This is a genomic window from Arthrobacter sp. YAF34 (assembly GCF_052113245.1).
Taxonomy (GTDB): Bacteria; Actinomycetota; Actinomycetes; order Actinomycetales; family Micrococcaceae; genus Arthrobacter.
The window spans coordinates 222,650-236,996 of record NZ_JBFRCV010000001.1 but is presented as its reverse complement, the minus strand read 5'-3'; the positions used below and the strand labels follow the sequence as shown (position 1 = coordinate 236,996).

The 14,347-nt window shown below is 67.5% G+C and carries 18 protein-coding genes and 1 riboswitch; of the genes, 11 read left to right on the top strand and 7 right to left on the bottom strand.

Features of this window, described 5'->3' with window-relative positions:
* Positions 1 to 438 precede the first annotated feature (438 nt).
* The 7 genes from AB4Y72_RS01140 (at position 439) to AB4Y72_RS01110 (ending at position 6,068) form a co-directional block, all read left to right on the top strand.
* Entirely contained in the window at positions 439 to 1,146 is a 708-nt protein-coding gene (locus AB4Y72_RS01140; protein ID WP_441424337.1) for a hypothetical protein, read from the top strand.
* Between the two features lie 42 nt (positions 1,147 to 1,188).
* Positions 1,189 to 1,279, top strand: a riboswitch (Fluoride riboswitch).
* Between the two features lie 21 nt (positions 1,280 to 1,300).
* Positions 1,301 to 1,840 carry a 2,3-bisphosphoglycerate-dependent phosphoglycerate mutase gene (locus AB4Y72_RS01135; RefSeq protein ID WP_441424336.1) on the top strand — a complete coding sequence of 180 codons (540 nt, stop codon included), beginning with the start codon at positions 1,301 to 1,303 and terminating at the stop codon, positions 1,838 to 1,840.
* Positions 1,841 to 1,926: 86 nt separating this feature from the next.
* Positions 1,927 to 3,213, top strand: coding sequence for a phosphopyruvate hydratase (gene eno / locus AB4Y72_RS01130; protein WP_441424335.1), 1,287 nt, complete (start codon positions 1,927 to 1,929; stop codon positions 3,211 to 3,213).
* Positions 3,214 to 3,237: 24 nt separating this feature from the next.
* Positions 3,238 to 3,780 carry a universal stress protein gene (locus tag AB4Y72_RS01125; RefSeq protein WP_441424334.1) on the top strand — a complete coding sequence of 181 codons (543 nt, stop codon included), beginning with the start codon at positions 3,238 to 3,240 and terminating at the stop codon, positions 3,778 to 3,780.
* A complete protein-coding gene (locus AB4Y72_RS01120) occupies positions 3,780 to 4,394 on the top strand; it encodes a fluoride efflux transporter FluC (protein WP_441424333.1) in 615 nt (204 codons plus the stop codon). Before AB4Y72_RS01125 ends, AB4Y72_RS01120 begins: the two co-directional genes overlap by 1 nt.
* Before the next feature lie 5 nt (positions 4,395 to 4,399).
* Positions 4,400 to 4,768 (top strand): fluoride efflux transporter CrcB, encoded by a 369-nt coding sequence (gene crcB, locus AB4Y72_RS01115; RefSeq protein ID WP_441424574.1) that lies wholly within the window; start codon positions 4,400 to 4,402, stop codon positions 4,766 to 4,768.
* Positions 4,769 to 4,889: 121 nt separating this feature from the next.
* Positions 4,890 to 6,068 carry an MFS transporter gene (locus AB4Y72_RS01110; protein ID WP_441424332.1) on the top strand — a complete coding sequence of 393 codons (1,179 nt, stop codon included), beginning with the start codon at positions 4,890 to 4,892 and terminating at the stop codon, positions 6,066 to 6,068.
* A gap of 35 nt (positions 6,069 to 6,103) precedes the next feature.
* Here AB4Y72_RS01110 and AB4Y72_RS01105 read toward each other — a convergent pair whose 3' ends face one another.
* The 7 genes from AB4Y72_RS01105 to AB4Y72_RS01075 all read right to left on the bottom strand — a co-directional run bounded on the left by AB4Y72_RS01105 (position 6,104) and on the right by AB4Y72_RS01075 (position 12,258).
* Complete coding sequence (locus AB4Y72_RS01105; RefSeq protein ID WP_441424331.1) at positions 6,104 to 7,315, bottom strand: MFS transporter; 1,212 nt, start codon at positions 7,313 to 7,315, stop codon at positions 6,104 to 6,106.
* A 3-nt stretch (positions 7,316 to 7,318) separates the two neighbouring features.
* Complete coding sequence (locus AB4Y72_RS01100; RefSeq protein ID WP_441424330.1) at positions 7,319 to 7,741, bottom strand: arsenate-mycothiol transferase ArsC; 423 nt, start codon at positions 7,739 to 7,741, stop codon at positions 7,319 to 7,321.
* The gene (locus tag AB4Y72_RS01095) at positions 7,738 to 8,415 is read right to left on the bottom strand and encodes an arsenate reductase ArsC (protein WP_441424329.1); all 678 of its coding nucleotides are present in this window, start codon (positions 8,413 to 8,415) and stop codon (positions 7,738 to 7,740) included. The genes AB4Y72_RS01100 and AB4Y72_RS01095 overlap by 4 nt, the downstream gene beginning before the upstream one ends.
* A 45-nt stretch (positions 8,416 to 8,460) precedes the next feature.
* Positions 8,461 to 9,846, bottom strand: coding sequence for an NAD(P)-binding domain-containing protein (locus AB4Y72_RS01090; RefSeq protein WP_441424328.1), 1,386 nt, complete (start codon positions 9,844 to 9,846; stop codon positions 8,461 to 8,463).
* Positions 9,847 to 10,028: 182 nt separating this feature from the next.
* A complete protein-coding gene (gene trxB, locus AB4Y72_RS01085) occupies positions 10,029 to 11,003 on the bottom strand; it encodes a thioredoxin-disulfide reductase (protein ID WP_441424327.1) in 975 nt (324 codons plus the stop codon).
* 9 nt (positions 11,004 to 11,012) lie between these two features.
* Positions 11,013 to 11,435 carry an arsenate reductase ArsC gene (locus AB4Y72_RS01080; protein ID WP_441424326.1) on the bottom strand — a complete coding sequence of 141 codons (423 nt, stop codon included), beginning with the start codon at positions 11,433 to 11,435 and terminating at the stop codon, positions 11,013 to 11,015.
* Positions 11,436 to 11,583: 148 nt separating this feature from the next.
* Positions 11,584 to 12,258, bottom strand: coding sequence for an arsenate reductase/protein-tyrosine-phosphatase family protein (locus tag AB4Y72_RS01075; protein WP_441424325.1), 675 nt, complete (start codon positions 12,256 to 12,258; stop codon positions 11,584 to 11,586).
* 45 nt (positions 12,259 to 12,303) lie between these two features.
* On the opposite strand from AB4Y72_RS01075, the gene AB4Y72_RS01070 reads away from it, so the two are divergent.
* The 4 genes from AB4Y72_RS01070 (at position 12,304) to AB4Y72_RS01055 (ending at position 14,327) form a co-directional block, all read left to right on the top strand.
* Complete coding sequence (locus AB4Y72_RS01070) at positions 12,304 to 13,044, top strand: aquaporin (RefSeq protein ID WP_441424324.1); 741 nt, start codon at positions 12,304 to 12,306, stop codon at positions 13,042 to 13,044.
* 100 nt (positions 13,045 to 13,144) lie between these two features.
* Positions 13,145 to 13,495, top strand: a complete 351-nt coding sequence (locus AB4Y72_RS01065; RefSeq protein WP_441424323.1) for an ArsR/SmtB family transcription factor — start codon at positions 13,145 to 13,147, stop codon at positions 13,493 to 13,495.
* The gene (locus AB4Y72_RS01060) at positions 13,492 to 14,016 is read left to right on the top strand and encodes a GNAT family N-acetyltransferase (RefSeq protein WP_441424322.1); all 525 of its coding nucleotides are present in this window, start codon (positions 13,492 to 13,494) and stop codon (positions 14,014 to 14,016) included. Before AB4Y72_RS01065 ends, AB4Y72_RS01060 begins: the two co-directional genes overlap by 4 nt.
* A gap of 77 nt (positions 14,017 to 14,093) precedes the next feature.
* A complete protein-coding gene (locus AB4Y72_RS01055; RefSeq protein ID WP_441424321.1) occupies positions 14,094 to 14,327 on the top strand; it encodes a hypothetical protein in 234 nt (77 codons plus the stop codon).
* Positions 14,328 to 14,347 lie beyond the last annotated feature (20 nt).

Sequence of the window (14,347 nt, the reverse complement as noted above, 5' to 3'; positions counted from 1 at the left end):
CATCATTGCCCCGGACGGCACACTGGCGGTCCGACACCCGGGAACCTTCAGCGCCGAGCAGCTCGAATACGTCCTCCACACACTCACAAATGACCCCGGATGACTGCCATGCCTGTGCGTGGACGCCGGGCAGAAGAATGCCGCCCTGACCTGGTGCCGGACGAAGCCGGCGGGTTTAGCCTTGTTCTAACGGTGATGGATCCCACCGGGGCCGGCCGACGAGCCGGTCCGGACCGCCGAGGTGGCTGATGGGTCCTGCCCCGACTGTGAAGGGCAGGAATGACCATGACTGGACATCGAAACGGGCCCGGCACCCCGGGGCCGCGCGCACAGGATAGGCTCACCGGCGTCTTGCTACCGGTTGGCCCACTGGAACTTTCAGCGGAGGAAGTGCGCCAGCTCTGGTCTTTCATCCACGGGGACATCATGGACGGGAGCATGCGCCGTCTTCTGCGGGCTTCCCTCGGGTTGTGTCCCCGGCACTCCTGGGCCTACGCGGTCGTGGAGATTGAGCTGTGGCAGGCCGGTGCCGGCGCCCGGGGAGGGCACCAGCCCTTCGACGTCACGGTCCTCTACGAGGACCTCCTCGAACACGTCGCCGACGGGCTCGACCGGAAAGGCTCGTTGCTGCACCGCCATCCGGACGATGTGCTCCTGCCGGCGGGGCCGTGCCGGATCTGTCAGGACATGGCTTCCCCGTCCCTAACGGGTCTGCGGATGGGCTACGCGAACTCCAACACCGAGGCCCTCACGATTGAAGCAAACGGGCTGGCACACACCACAGCCTGGTGCAGGGAGACAACCCAGCTGTGGCGAGTCAGGGTCTGCCCCGCCTGTGATCCTGACACGCCGGAGGGAGCCGGGGATCCGGTGCTGTTGTGTCGTTTCCACCTCGTGTCGCGGCGCCCGTTGCCGGAGCCGCTGCGGCATGGGGTGGCCTCGCGCTTGCGGGAGATCAGGGGACGAATGAGGCGCCTGACCGAATCCATGACGGACTATGGCGCCCCGGTCGGAGATGAGGAGAATGCGTCCTGGATTGAGGCGGTTGGCTTTTTCGCCGGCTGGGGCCCGCCCCTGTACCTGGCGGCGACGGCCACCGAAACTGAGTCCGAACCGGACGTCCAAGGTGCAGAGCCCGCCGAATGACTCCGTCATATGGTGGCGTCCCTCGCCGCTGTGCCTGTAGTCTCTGTTCACGGTGATGGATCCCGCCGGAACAACCCGCACCTAAGGTGCGGGACGTTCGAACCGCCTCCTGGCTAATGGTTCCTACCTTTGCTGATCCGAAGGTAGGTTACTCATGCCCGCACCCGGCACGCTCCTCCTGCTCCGCCACGGCCAGAGCGTCCTGAATGCTCAGGACCGGTTCACCGGCCTGTTGGACCCGCCCCTGACCGGGACCGGTGAAAACGAGGCCGCTGAGGCAGGGGCGCTGTTAGCTTCAGCTTCCTCTTTCCCGGCCGTCGTTTTCACCTCCACCCTCTCTCGCACCCGGGACACCGCCCGCATCGTCCTGGACGGGCTTGGACGCCCCGACGTGCCGGCCATACCTGCCTGGGAGTTGAAGGAGCGCAGTTACGGTTCCTTCACCGGAGGATCGCGGCAGGAACTGCTGAGCGAGCTCGGGCCGGAGGTTCTTCACTTCTGGCGGCGCTCCTACTACGGGGCGCCCCCGCCGATGCCATCATCCCAGCTGGCCGCACTTCGGCGCAGTCCGGCCTTCGCCGGTCTGACTCATGAAGCGGTCAAGGCCACCGAATCCCTCAGCGGGGTGGTCAAACGGGTCCGTATCTTCTGGCACCAGCATCTCCGGCGCAGGATTCGGGCGGGGAGTATCTGAATCCGCTGGCGGCGCGGACCGCCGCCGCCCTGGTCGCTGCCGCCGGCGGGACCTGAGATGAGGACGAGGAAATGGAGAAAGTCATCATGAATGAACTTCAGATCACCGGGGTGCGCGCCCTGCAGATCCTGGACTCCCGAGGCTACCCCACGGTGAAAGTCTGGCTCACATCAGCTGACGGCACGGTCTCGGTCGCTTCCGCCCCGTCCGGGGCATCCACCGGGGCTCACGAGGCGGTCGAGCTTCGCGACGGCGGCCAGGAATACTCCGGCCGCGGTGTTCAGAAGGCGGTGGCCAACGTCCGCGGCGAAATCGCCGGGCTGCTGACCTCCCGGACCTGGGCCACCCTGGCAGATCTGGACCATGCGCTCGTGTCCCTGGACGGCACCCCCGGGCGCTCCCGGCTGGGGGCGAACGCGATCGTTGCGGTGTCCATGGCCGCCGCGCGGGCGTTCGCCGCCGCGGTCGGAACGCCGCTACATGTCTGGATCGGCCAGACCCTGGGCCGGGGCGGACGCCTGCCCGTCCCACACTTCAATGTCCTCAACGGCGGCCAGCACGCCGCGAACCCGCTGGAGTTCCAGGAATTCATGATCGCCCCTGCCGGCGCCCCGTCCTTTGCCGAAGGGGTTCGCTGGGGATCGGATGTCTACCACGCCCTGTCCCGGCGGCTGCACAAACAAGGCCTCGCGACCGGCCTGGGCGATGAAGGCGGCTACGCTCCCGCCATCGCCCGTCCCGAGGAGGCCCTGGACCTGATTGTGGCCGCCATCGAGGACGCAGGCTACACCCCGGGACGGCACGGGATCGCGATCGCCCTGGACCCGGCCGCGAACTCGTTCTTCGCAGATGGGACCTACACGGTCGCGGGCCGCGCCTACACCCCGGAGCAGATGATCTCCTACTACGACAAGCTCATCACCGACTACCCGGTCTGGAGCCTGGAAGACCCCCTGGCCGAAGAAGACACGGAAGGGTGGCCGGCTCTGACCGCGGCGCTCGCGGGCCGGGTACAGGTGGTCGGGGACGACCTGTTCGTCACCTCCGCGGACCGGGTCCGGGACGGCATCCGGACCGCGTCCGCGACCGCGGTGCTGATCAAACCCAACCAGGCCGGAACCGTGAGCGAAACCTTCGACACCCTCACCGTCGCCTCCGCCGGAGGCTTCGGGGCGATGGTCTCGCACCGATCCGGGGAAACCGATGATACTTTCGTCGCGGACCTCGCCGTCGGCTCCGGTTGCGGGCAGCTGAAATCCGGGGCTCCGGCCCGTGGGGAACGTGTCGCCAAATACAACCGGCTCCTCGAGATCACCGACGAGCATCCGGAACTGCCCTACGGGCCCACCGGCACCCACCTCAACGACCAGTAGAGAAGCGACATGACAGGAGCGCCCATGAATGAGCCCGCGAAGGAAACCCGGCCCGCTACAGGGCCTGTCGTCTACGTCCCCCGGAAGATCACCGGGCCGGTGCTCATGGGGGTGGTGCCCGGCCAGCCCCTGGCCGTGGCCCACCGTGCCGCGGAACTGGCCTACAGCCTGAACGTGAAACTGATCTGCGCCTACGTGGACGTCACCACCTACCCCGCCAAAGAGCCCGACGGACGGACCGAGGCCCGGCCGATTGATCCGGACGGCATCGATGACGACATCGAAGGAATCAGCGCCGACATCAAGGAGCGCCTCCGGGATGCCCTGGACAGCACCCCGATCCGCTGGTCTTTCGTAACCCTGGCCGGGGAACCGGCCCGGGCACTGGGACGGCTGGCCGAGTCTACGGACGCCTCCGTCATCGTCGTCGGCACACGCGAACGCGGCCTCGGAGCCCGCTTCGAAGAACTGCTGGTCGGGTCCGTCGCGGTCCATCTCACCCACCGCCAGCACCGGCCGGTCCTTGTCGTCCCTCTTGCCAAACACCATCCGAAGGAGGGCCACTGATGGAACCGCCCACCCCCCAGACGGCCACACCAGGCATCCCCCCTTCGGCAAGACCCGACACCGCGGGAACGGACCGCCTCTTCCGCGACGGCAACCAGGCACAGGCCTCGGCGGACACGGACGCGGGGACGCTCGGCGCAGCCCGCGCGCCCCGCCCGGTGCACCTGCACCCCGGGTTTGTACTGGTTGTTGTCACCGGAGGTGTGTTCGGTGCTCTGGCCCGCTACGGCCTCAGCAGAGTCCTGCCGGCCCCGGCCGGATGGCCGGCACCGACCCTGATCATCAACCTGACCGGGGCGTTCCTACTCGGGTTCCTGCTGGAGGCCCTGGTCCGCCGCGGCCCCGACGCCGGACGGCTCAGGGTGGTCCGCCTGCTCGCCGGGACCGGTTTCATGGGCGCCTTCACCACTTACAGCACCCTGGCCCTGGAAACGAACACCCTGCTCGGGGCCGGACGGACCACGGACGCGCTGATCTATGTTGCCGCCACACTGGTTGGCGGCGCTATCGCAACAGTGGCAGGGATCCGGGCTGCCGCCGGGCACCACACCCGGAGGACCGTTCGGCGTCGCGATGCGACGCTCCGTTCCGAACGGCAGGAGGACAAGAAGTGAACCCACTGACCGTTCTGCTGCTGGGACTCGCCGGCGGCCTCGGTGCCGGAACCCGGTTCGTCGTCGACGGGCTGGTCCGCTCCAAACTCCGCACCGCCCTGCCCCTGGGCACCATGGCCATCAACATCACTGGCTCGTTCCTCCTGGGACTGGTCGCCGGGGCCGTGATCGTCCACGCCGCACCCGCAGAGCTGCAGGCCATCGCTGGGACCGGTTTCCTGGGCGGGTACACGACCTTCAGCACGGCCAGCTTCGAGACCGTCCGGCTCATCCAGGCCCGCCGAACCGGTCTTGCCCTCCTGAATGGGATCGGCACCGCCGCGGCCGCGATCGGCGCCGCAGCCGCAGGCCTCGCCCTGGCTAGCCTCCTATGAGACGGGCCAGCCACCGAACCACACCCACGAACCAGACCAGGGAGCGGCAGTGCCGGACATGAATCGAGAACACGTCACGACGGACGGGACGAAGAAAACCCGCCCGAACAGGCTCGGACCCATGGGCTTCGTACTGGCCTTCGGCGTAGTGAGCATGCTCGCCGACGTCGTCTACGAAGGAGCCAGGTCCATCACGGGACCGTTCCTGGCCACCCTTGGCGCGTCCGCGGTCATGGTTGGCTTCATCACCGGATTCGGGGAAGCCGTGGCCCTGGTCCTGCGCCTGGGGACCGGACCCCTGGCCGACAGAACCCGCAAATACTGGCCGCTGACCATCGCCGGATACGCCCTGACCGTGATCGCCGTCCCACTCATGGCCCTGGCCAGCTCACTTTGGCAGGCGTCGGCGCTGGTGATCATGGAGCGGTTCGGCAAAGCCGTCCGCACCCCCGCCAGGGACACCATGCTCTCCCACGCAGGGGCCGACATGGGCCGCGGAAAGGCCTTCGCCATCCACGAAGCCCTCGACCAGTCCGGCGCGCTCCTGGGCCCGCTGCTCGTGGGCTTGATGGTCGCCGTGTCTGGTTTCCAGCTCGGATTCGGTGTCCTCGCCATCCCGGGCGCAGCGGCCCTCGTCGCCGTAATCCTGCTCCGCCGGTCCGCACCCGATCCTGGACGCTATGACACACATTCTGTCAACGAAGCGGCCCCCGCACCTGGGCGGGCACGCGTCCGGGTCCCGCTGCCAGCACGGTTTTGGTGGTACAGCGCGTTCACGGCCGTGTCGATGTTCGGCTTCTCCACCTTCGGGGTCATCTCATACCATCTGGAAGTCCAGAGCGTGATGCCCTCGGCGCTGATTCCGGTCACCTACGCCGTCTCCATGGGAGCAGCCGCCCTCGCAGCCCTGGCATCCGGGGTCCTTTATGACCGCATCGGGCTGCGCGGACTGCTCATCGCCCTGCCGCTGACCGCGGCGGTCCCGTTCCTGTCATTCAGCACCACCCCTGTCTTGGTCTGGGCCGGCGCCGTCGTCTGGGGAGCAGCCCTGGGAATCCACGAATCCACCCTCCGCGCCGCCGTCGCAGACCTCGTCCCCGCCGCCACGCGAGGCACCGGATACGGCATCTTTACCGCCATCTACGGCATCGCCTGGCTGACGGGCTCCACCATCATCGGGGCCCTCTACTCAGCCTCCCTCACCGGCCTCATCCTCTTCACCGTTGGCACTCAGCTAGTGGCACTGATCGCCTTCATTCCTTTGCTCAAGACCGTTCCCACGCAGGGTCCGGCCACCTAGCCTGCCGAGCACGGCTGCCAGATTCCGATGCAGCTTCACCCGGAATGGGGGCCTCCGGAGAGCCTCCCGGCGACGGCGATGAGTGCGGCTGTCCCGGTGGCGGCCCCCGCGGCGTAGGCCATGGCGGTGTAACTGCCGAGCCAGGCTGCGATTGCCGGGCCGGCTGCGGGGGCGAGGGCGGTAACAGCTGTCAGCGGGGCCGCGAAGATGCCTTGCAGAGTGCCCAGGTTCCGGCTTCCCCACCGGTCGCCTACGATCGTGGCCTGCAACAGCGTCTGGCACCCACGGACCGCCCCAGCGAGCATTCCTGCCGCGATAAGCAGCGGGACCGGGCCGGGCAGCGCCGCCAGTAACAGGACGGCAACGGCTGCCGTTCCGGCAATGACCGACAGCCGGGCGCCGGGCGGGATGGCGCCGAACAGCAGGCGGCCGCCGACCTGTCCGGCTCCGATGAGGCCGAGCCCGACCGCGGCCGTGGTGTAGTCGGAACCTTTTTCCATCAGCACAGGAATGATGTTCAGCGTCACGGTGTACAGCCCGAGGCAGAGCAGGACCATGAGCGCCTGCAGGCCAAGGAATTCCGGGCTTCGCCGGACGGCCCGCACCGTCTCCCGGTGGTCTGTCGCGGCAGCGCCGGGGGCAGTCTGGGCCCAGGTCCGGTTCAGGTATCGGGCGTGCAACGGGACGGTGATGAGTCCCATGATCCCGGCGAGGATGAGGAAGGCGCCTCGCCAGCCGAACGCGGATGTCAGGGTTGCGGTAAGGGGCGCGAAGATGGTGGAAGCGAACCCTGCGACGAGGGTCAAAACCGTCAGCGGCCGGATGCGGGCGGGTCCGTACCAGCGGCTGATCACCGTGAAGGCCGGCTGATAAAGCACGGCGGCCTGCGCTGTGCCGGCGAGCAGCCAGGCCGCGAAAAACACCGGCAGGGTTGCTGCCGTCGCCACCATGGCCAGGGCCAGTATTCCGACGAGGGAACCGCCGATCATCAGCCTACGAGGCCCGGTCCGGTCGAGAATCCTGCCGACGAAGATGCCGGCCGCCGCGGAGACCATCAGGCCGGCCGAAAACGCTCCGGTCACGAGGGCCGGGTCCCAGCCGGTGTCCTCGCTGATGGGGCGGACCGCCGCGATCAATGCGTAGTAGAGCACGCCCCACCCGGTGGTCTGGGTGATGCACAGCGCGGCGAGGCCGCCGCGCGGTGAACCCTCCGCGACCAGTGTCCGGGATAGCGCCTGGGCAGGCACGGTCTAGTTCCCGGTGAGCTCCGCATGCAGCTTCTGGACCCGGGCCTTGATGTCGTCCCGAACCAGGCGCATGCGTTCCATGCCCTCGATGCCGCGCTCGGAGGGCTCGTCCGTATCCCAGACCTCGAGCCGCTTGCCCTCGGGGGCTTCGACTTTTGCCTCGTTGCCCAGGACGATCACGACGTCGACCGCTTCCAGCACTTCGTCGGTGACGGGTTTGGGGTGTTCGCCGGTGATGGCGATACCAAGTTCGGCCAAGGAATCCACGGCCTGGGGGTTCAGTGACTTCCCGGGTTTGGTTCCGGCGGAGTGGACGGTGACGGCCCCGCCGGCGAGCTGGTTCATCAGCCCTGCGGCGAGCTGGGATTTTCCGCCGTTCTTGCTGCAGACGAACAGGACGCCGGGTGTTTTCGTGGTCTCGGTCATGCGTTGGATACTTCCTTGTCTGAGCTGGGGTCGTGGAGCAGGGATGCGGCGAGTGCCTTGACCCGATCGTGGATCTCGTCCCGGATGATCCGCACGGCCGCCACGGGAAGGCCGGCCGGATCTGCCAGTTCCCAGTCCTCGTAGCGTTTGCCAGGGTAGATCGGGCAGGAGTCCCCGCACCCCATCGTGATCACCACGTCCGAGGCACGCACGACATCGTCGGTGAGGGGTTTGGGATAGTCCCTGGTCACGTCCAGGCCCATTTCGGACATCGCCGCGACGACGGCCGGGTCCAGCTCGGCCGCCGGCAGGGAGCCCGCGGACCGGACGCGGATCCTGCCCTTGGCCTCGACATTCAGGAGTGCTGCGGCCATCTGGGAGCGGCCGGCGTTCTGCACGCAGACAAACAGCACCTCCGGGACGTCGCTGGTGACGGCGCCCTTGGATTTGGCCAGGGCGTTGAGCCGGTCGTTGGCGAAGTGCTCAGTGGTGGAGGGCAGATGCGTTTTGATCTTCGCGGTCCGGGCCAGTGCGGTGTACGACTCGAAGACGTAGCGTTCGACCGTTTCTGCGGCAAAGACGCCGGCGAACCGGTCTGCCAGGCGCGCGCTGATCCGGTGCAGGAGTTCGGTGTTGTCCTGCAGGCTCAGTCCGTGTTCAGGGTGGTCAGTCATGTCAGCACTCCAATGTGGTTGGGTGACGAAGGCAGGTGATCGAGGTCAGTTCTCGCCGGAGCGACCGTGGGCCAGTCCGGTGGGAAAGCCCACGAGGACCGGTTCAGGGGCTCCGCAGCATCCGCCGGAGCTTTCGGCCACAAAACCTGCGGGCACGGCCGCGGGGACGTCGCAGCTGGTGCCGATGTCCGAGGAGCAGACACCGGTCTCGGGGAGTTCGAGCCGGACGGCGTCGGCCGCTTCCCGGTCCCCGGCCAGCGCCGCGGCAACGGAGCGGACCTGTTCGTAGCCGGTGGCGAGCAGGAAGGTCGGGGCCCGGCCGTAGGACTTCATGCCGACGATGTAGAAGTCCTGTTCAGGGTGGGCCAACATTTTGGCGCCGTGCGGTGCCACGGTGCCGCAGGAGTGGAATTCGGGGTCGATCAGCGGGCCGAGCTCACGCGGGGCTTCCACGCCCGGGTCCAGTTCCAGCCGAAGTTCCCGGAGGATGTCCAGGTCGGGGCGGAACCCGGTGGCCGGAACGACGACGTCGGCGTCGAGGGTGCGGCCGTCCGTGGAGGTCAGGGTGACGGCGCCGTCGGACGCTGCGAGAGAGGCGATCCCGAAGCCGGTGTGCAGTTCCACGGCACCGGACTCGACGAGGCTGCGCAGCCTGCTGCCGAGCTGGCCGCGGGCGGCCAGCCGATCGGCGTCGCCGCCGCCGTAGACCTTGGCCGCCGACGCGCCGCGGATCGCCCAGACGATCTTGGTCCCCGGCGCCTGGGGTGCGAGCTCGGAGAGATTCAGCAGAGTGTTGGCTGCCGAGTGGCCCGCGCCGACCACGACGGCGGTGCGCGCGGCGAACGCTTCGCGGTCGCGACCCAGCACGTCCGGCAGCGGTGCGGAAATCCTGTCGGCGGCGGCGGCTTCGCCCACGGCGGGCAGGCCCGAGGTGCCGAGCGGGTTGCGGGTGGACCAGGTGCCGGACGCGTCGATGACAGCTGCGGCCTGGTAGTCGCGGATTTCTCCGTCGGCGTGTTCGACACGAACCACGAAGGGCGTGATGTCACGGTTCCGGCTGTGGGTCTTGTCCATGCCCTGCCGGGTAACCGCGACGACTCGGGCGCCGGTGTGCAGGCGGGACGCGATCGCCGGCACCGCGGCGAGCGGGCTGAGGTACTGGTCGATGAGGTCCCCGCCCGTGGGCAGCGCCGTCGGCTCAGGGGCTTCCCAGCCGGTCGCGGCGAGCAGGCGGACCGCGGCGGCGTCGGTGTTGTACTGCCACGGGGAAAACAGACGGATGTGGCGCCACTGCTCGATGGCGGCGCCCGCCGTCGGGCCGGCCTCGAGGATCAGCGGTTCGAGTCCGCGTTCGATCAGGTGGGCCGCCGAGGCCAGGCCGACGGGCCCGGCGCCGATCACGGCAACGGGGAGGTTCTTCGCTGAATCCATGGTGTCCTCTGTTTCATCCGTAGGTGTGGTGGTTCTGTTGGGAGGTGCCTACCGGCCCCGGTGGGGCCGGCAGGCGGGAGGGTGTTAGCAGCAGCCCTGCATGTCATCAGGGCAGTCGTCGCAGCAACCGGAGTCACTGCAGCATCCTGTCTTCATTCAGCTCACCCCCTCTCCGTTCGGGGTCAGGAGTGCGTGGGTTCTTCCACCAGTGCCGTGGCGATGCTGCCGGCGTCGTCGAGCGCGGCGAGGTAGCGTTCGGCGTCCAGTGCGGCGGCGCAGCCGGTCCCGGCGGCGGTGATGGCCTGGCGGTAGCGGTGGTCCACCGCGTCACCGCAGGCAAACACGCCGGAAAGGTTGGTGACGGTGGTGGGCGAGTCGACCTTGATGTAGCCCTCGGCGTCGAGGTCCACCTGGCCGGTGAGCAGTTCGGTGCGCGGGACATGGCCGATCGCGACGAAGACCCCGGTGGCCGGCTGTTCCCGGGTTTCACCGGTGCGGGTGTCCGTCAGGGTCACGCCGGTGACCTTGGCATCGCCGTGGATCTTGGTGATAGCGGAGTTCCACGCGAAGCGGATCTTGGGGTTGTCCTTGGCGCGCTGCGCCATGATGCGGGAAGCCCGCAGTTCACCCTTGCGGACCACCACCGTCACGGACCTGGCGAAGCGGGTCAGGAAGGTCGCTTCCTCCATCGCCGAGTCTCCGCCGCCGACCACGATGATGTCCTGCTCGCGGAAGAAGAACCCGTCGCAGGTGGCGCACCAGGAGAGCCCGTGGCCGCTGAGTTTCTTCTCCTCGGGCAGTCCGAGTTCCTTGTACGCGGACCCGGTGGCGAGGATGACCGCTTTAGCCTCGAAGGTCTCCCTGCCTGCCGTGGTCACGCGCTTGGTGCGACCGGCAAGGTCGACCTCTGTGACATCGTCGAAGATGATTTGCGCGCCGAAGCGTTCTGCCTGCTGCTGGAGGCCGTCCATCAACTCCGGCCCCTGGACGCCGGCGGGGAAGCCGGGGAAGTTCTCCACCTCGGTGGTGTTCATCAGGGCACCGCCCGCGGTGACCGCCCCGGCGATAACGAGAGGCTTGAGGCCGGCACGGGCGGCATAGATCGCCGCGGTGTAGCCGGCGGGGCCGGACCCGATAATGACGAGCTGCTTAGGCATGGTTGACTTCTACTTTCCGACGGGAAGGAGTTCAGAAATCAGGGCTTCGATGCGGGCCTTGATGTCGTCGCGGATCGGGCGGACGGCGGCGACGCCCTGGCCGGCCGGGTCTTCGAGTTCCCAGTCCTCGTAGCGCTTGCCCGGGAAGATCGGGCAGGTGTCGCCGCAGCCCATGGTGATGACGACGTCGGAGTCCTTCACGGCCTCGGTGGTGAGGACCTTGGGGATCTCGGCGGACATGTCGATGCCAAGTTCGGCCATGGCCTCGACGGCGGCCGGGTTGACCTTGTCCGCCGGGGCGGAACCGGCGGAACGGACCTCAATCTCGCCGTTGGCCAGGGTGGTGAGGAAGGCAGCGGCCATCTGGGAGCGGCCGGCGTTGTGGACGCAGACGAACAGAACGGAGGGCTTCTTGGCGGTTTCGGTGCTCACGGTGTTTCTCCTGGGATCAGTTAGGTGTGGATCGGTTTTGATGAGGTCGTTGACCCGCACCCGCCTTGCTGACTGAACATTGATGTTTGTCGATGCACGAAGTATCGAACAATAGATCGATACTTGTCAATATGGTTGGGTTTTGGGTTTAGGCGGCGTGCAGGCGGGGTGCGAGGCCGCTGATGCGGCGGCCGATATCAGCGAAGGCGCGCTCGAAGGCGTCCTCGGTGTTCAGCCTGAGCGGATCCGGAACGGACCAGTGGATCCCGTCCAGGTTGGGGATTTCCTCGTGGGCGCTATCGCACACGGTCACGACGAAGTCTTTATCGTCCGCCACTTCATCCAGCCGGCGCGGGGGAAGCTCCGCGAGAGCGACGCCGTGGCGGCGGGCGACCTCAACGGCGCCTGGGGCGATGCGGTCCGCGGGGTGCGTACCCGCGGAGGTCGAGGGAATTTGGCTGACCTGGCTCCAGAGTGCGACGGCCAGCTGGGACCGGGCACTGTTCCGGGTGCAGACGAAGAGGACGCGGCGGGCTCCGTGCTCAGCCCCGGGCACCAGGCCCTCCAGGGCGCCTGAGGTGAGCCGGATGTAGCTGCGGCGCTTATCTGCCTCCGAGCGGTGGCGGGCAGTCAGGCCCGCTCCTTCCAGGGTGCGCAAGTGGTGGGACAGCAGGTTTGACGGCATTCCGAGTTCGGCCTGCAGCTCCGTGGGGGAAAGGTCGCCCAGTGTCAGCAGGTCCACAATTCGCAGCCGCGCAGGATCGGCGAGAGCCGCATGCTTGGCGACCCGCGCCCTAAAGACTTCAACTGGGTCAGTATTCATTGGTTCAATTTTGACTGAGTTAATTCTTTGGGTCAAGCTGTTGGCATGACTTCTCAACAACCGCCGCTGTGGCGCCGTGCCGTCGCCGAGCTGCTCGGCACCAGCCTGCTCGTGATGATCGTGGTCGGCTCCGGGATCGCCGCCCAGCAGCTCTCCCCCAACGACGTCGGCCTGGAGCTGCTCCAGAACAGCACCGCCACGGTGCTGGGTCTGACGGTCCTGATCCTCGTGCTCGGTCCCGTCAGCGGCGCGCACTTCAACCCCGTGGTTTCCATCGTCGACTGGATCCTGGGCCGGCGGAGCGGGGCCGGACTGGCGCTGCCGGAACTTGGCACGTACGTGGTTGCGCAGACAGCGGGCGCGATCAGCGGCAGTGTTGCGGCGAACGCCATGTTTGACGTGGGCACCTCCATTTCGGTCAAGGACCGGGCAACCACCGGGCATCTCCTCGGCGAGGTCGTCGCCACCGCAGGTCTCGTGCTGCTGATCTTCGCCCTGGCCGCCACCAGCCGGGGCGTCCTGGCAGCGCCGGCGGTGGGCGCTTACATCGGCGCCGCGTACTGGTTCACGTCCTCGACGTCGTTCGCGAACCCGGCAGTGACGGTGGGCCGCATCTTCAGTGACACGTTCGCGGGCATAGCCCCGGCCTCCGTTCCCGGCTTCGTGGCAGCGCAGCTGATCGGCGCGACGGTAGGCGTTGGCCTCCTCCTCGTCTTGTTCCCGTCCGCGGCCCGCGCCGCGGACGACGTCGTTCTGGCGCACAGTTCCGTGCCGGCCAATTCGTAGCATCAGCCTGTAGTTGGAGGTTGACCGTCTGCGCGTCCAGCCAACCAGGACCATGACGGCTTTATATTGATGATTGTCAATATCGGGGCATAATGGGTATATGAACTCGCTCTCTATCCTCGAACCGGTCACGGATGAATCCTGCTGCGCCCCGGCGGGAACGCCTGCCCTGGGCGCTGAAGAGGCGAAACAGAAGGCCTTGGTTTTTAAGGCCCTCGCTGATCCGAACCGGCTGCGGCTGCTCTCCATCGTCAAGGCCGAGGCGTCCGGTGAATCCTGCGTCTGCGATCTCACCGAGCCGCTGGGCCTGGGCCAGCCGACCGTGTCCCATCACTTGAAGATCCTGGTTGACGCCGGCCTGCTGCATCGTGAGAAGCGCGGCACGTGGGCCTACTACTCCCTCGTTCCGGGCGCCCTGGAGCAGACGGCCGGCCTTCTGGCGTCTCTGTGAGTCAGAGTTCGGCGCCCGACGTCATTATCCGGCCGTTGCGGGAATCCGACTGGCCCGAGGTCCAGCGGATCTACCGTGAGGGAATCGTGACAGGTCAGGCCACGTTCGAAGCCGAGGCACCGGACTGGCGCCGTTTCGACGCTTCGCGGCTTGCTTCCCACCGCCTAGTGGCCGAGGTGCCCGCCGGCGGGATTCTTGGCTGGGCGGCTGTTTCCGCCGTTTCCGGCCGACCCGTGTACTCCGGTGTCGTCGAACACTCCATCTACGTTTCCGAGGCAGCCCGCGGCCGGCGGATAGGAACACACCTACTCCAGGCGTTGGTCAACTCGACGGAAGAGGACGGCATCTGGACCATTCAGGCGAGCGTTTTCCCGGAGAACGAGCCGAGCATGCGGCTCCACCTTGCCCACGGCTTCAGGGTGGTGGGACGGCGGGAAAAGATTGCCCGGATGGCGCACGGCCCTGCTGCCGGCCAATGGATGGACACCGTGCTGATCGAACGGCGCACGCGGGTCCTTTAGTTCTTGTGCTGCCAACACGGCGGCGACGAAGGTAGTCTCTGGGAGCTAACGACGCGACCGTAACCCAGGAGGACATCATGAATGCCGAGACTCCCACTACCGAGGCCCGGTTGCGTGCCATGTTGGAGAACATCAGGACGGCAACCGCCAACACGCGCCAGGCGATGGACTCTCCGGGCGACGATGAGTGGGTGCAGGACGGCGAGTCGGATGCTGAGTACCTGCGGTCGATCCAACGGGACACGATCGCCCGACTGGACGCTACCGCCCGGGACATCGAAGCTCTGCTGGCCCAGCGCCTGGGCGGCTAGCCGGGAAGGCAACGGCCCCG

Coding starts and splice junctions, on each gene's coding strand:
- AB4Y72_RS01070 (WP_441424324.1), top strand. CDS start 12,304: ATGACTTCTCAACAACCGCCGCTGTGGCGCCGTGCCGTCGCCGAGCTG.
- AB4Y72_RS01120 (WP_441424333.1), top strand. CDS start 3,780: ATGGAACCGCCCACCCCCCAGACGGCCACACCAGGCATCCCCCCTTCG.
- AB4Y72_RS01065 (WP_441424323.1), top strand. CDS start 13,145: ATGAACTCGCTCTCTATCCTCGAACCGGTCACGGATGAATCCTGCTGC.
- AB4Y72_RS01075 (WP_441424325.1), bottom strand. CDS start 12,258: ATGAATACTGACCCAGTTGAAGTCTTTAGGGCGCGGGTCGCCAAGCAT.
- eno (WP_441424335.1), top strand. CDS start 1,927: ATGAATGAACTTCAGATCACCGGGGTGCGCGCCCTGCAGATCCTGGAC.
- AB4Y72_RS01140 (WP_441424337.1), top strand. CDS start 439: ATGCGCCGTCTTCTGCGGGCTTCCCTCGGGTTGTGTCCCCGGCACTCC.
- AB4Y72_RS01100 (WP_441424330.1), bottom strand. CDS start 7,741: ATGACCGAGACCACGAAAACACCCGGCGTCCTGTTCGTCTGCAGCAAG.
- AB4Y72_RS01095 (WP_441424329.1), bottom strand. CDS start 8,415: ATGACTGACCACCCTGAACACGGACTGAGCCTGCAGGACAACACCGAA.
- trxB (WP_441424327.1), bottom strand. CDS start 11,003: ATGCCTAAGCAGCTCGTCATTATCGGGTCCGGCCCCGCCGGCTACACC.
- AB4Y72_RS01110 (WP_441424332.1), top strand. CDS start 4,890: ATGGGCTTCGTACTGGCCTTCGGCGTAGTGAGCATGCTCGCCGACGTC.
- AB4Y72_RS01135 (WP_441424336.1), top strand. CDS start 1,301: ATGCCCGCACCCGGCACGCTCCTCCTGCTCCGCCACGGCCAGAGCGTC.
- AB4Y72_RS01090 (WP_441424328.1), bottom strand. CDS start 9,846: ATGGATTCAGCGAAGAACCTCCCCGTTGCCGTGATCGGCGCCGGGCCC.
- AB4Y72_RS01055 (WP_441424321.1), top strand. CDS start 14,094: ATGAATGCCGAGACTCCCACTACCGAGGCCCGGTTGCGTGCCATGTTG.
- AB4Y72_RS01125 (WP_441424334.1), top strand. CDS start 3,238: ATGAATGAGCCCGCGAAGGAAACCCGGCCCGCTACAGGGCCTGTCGTC.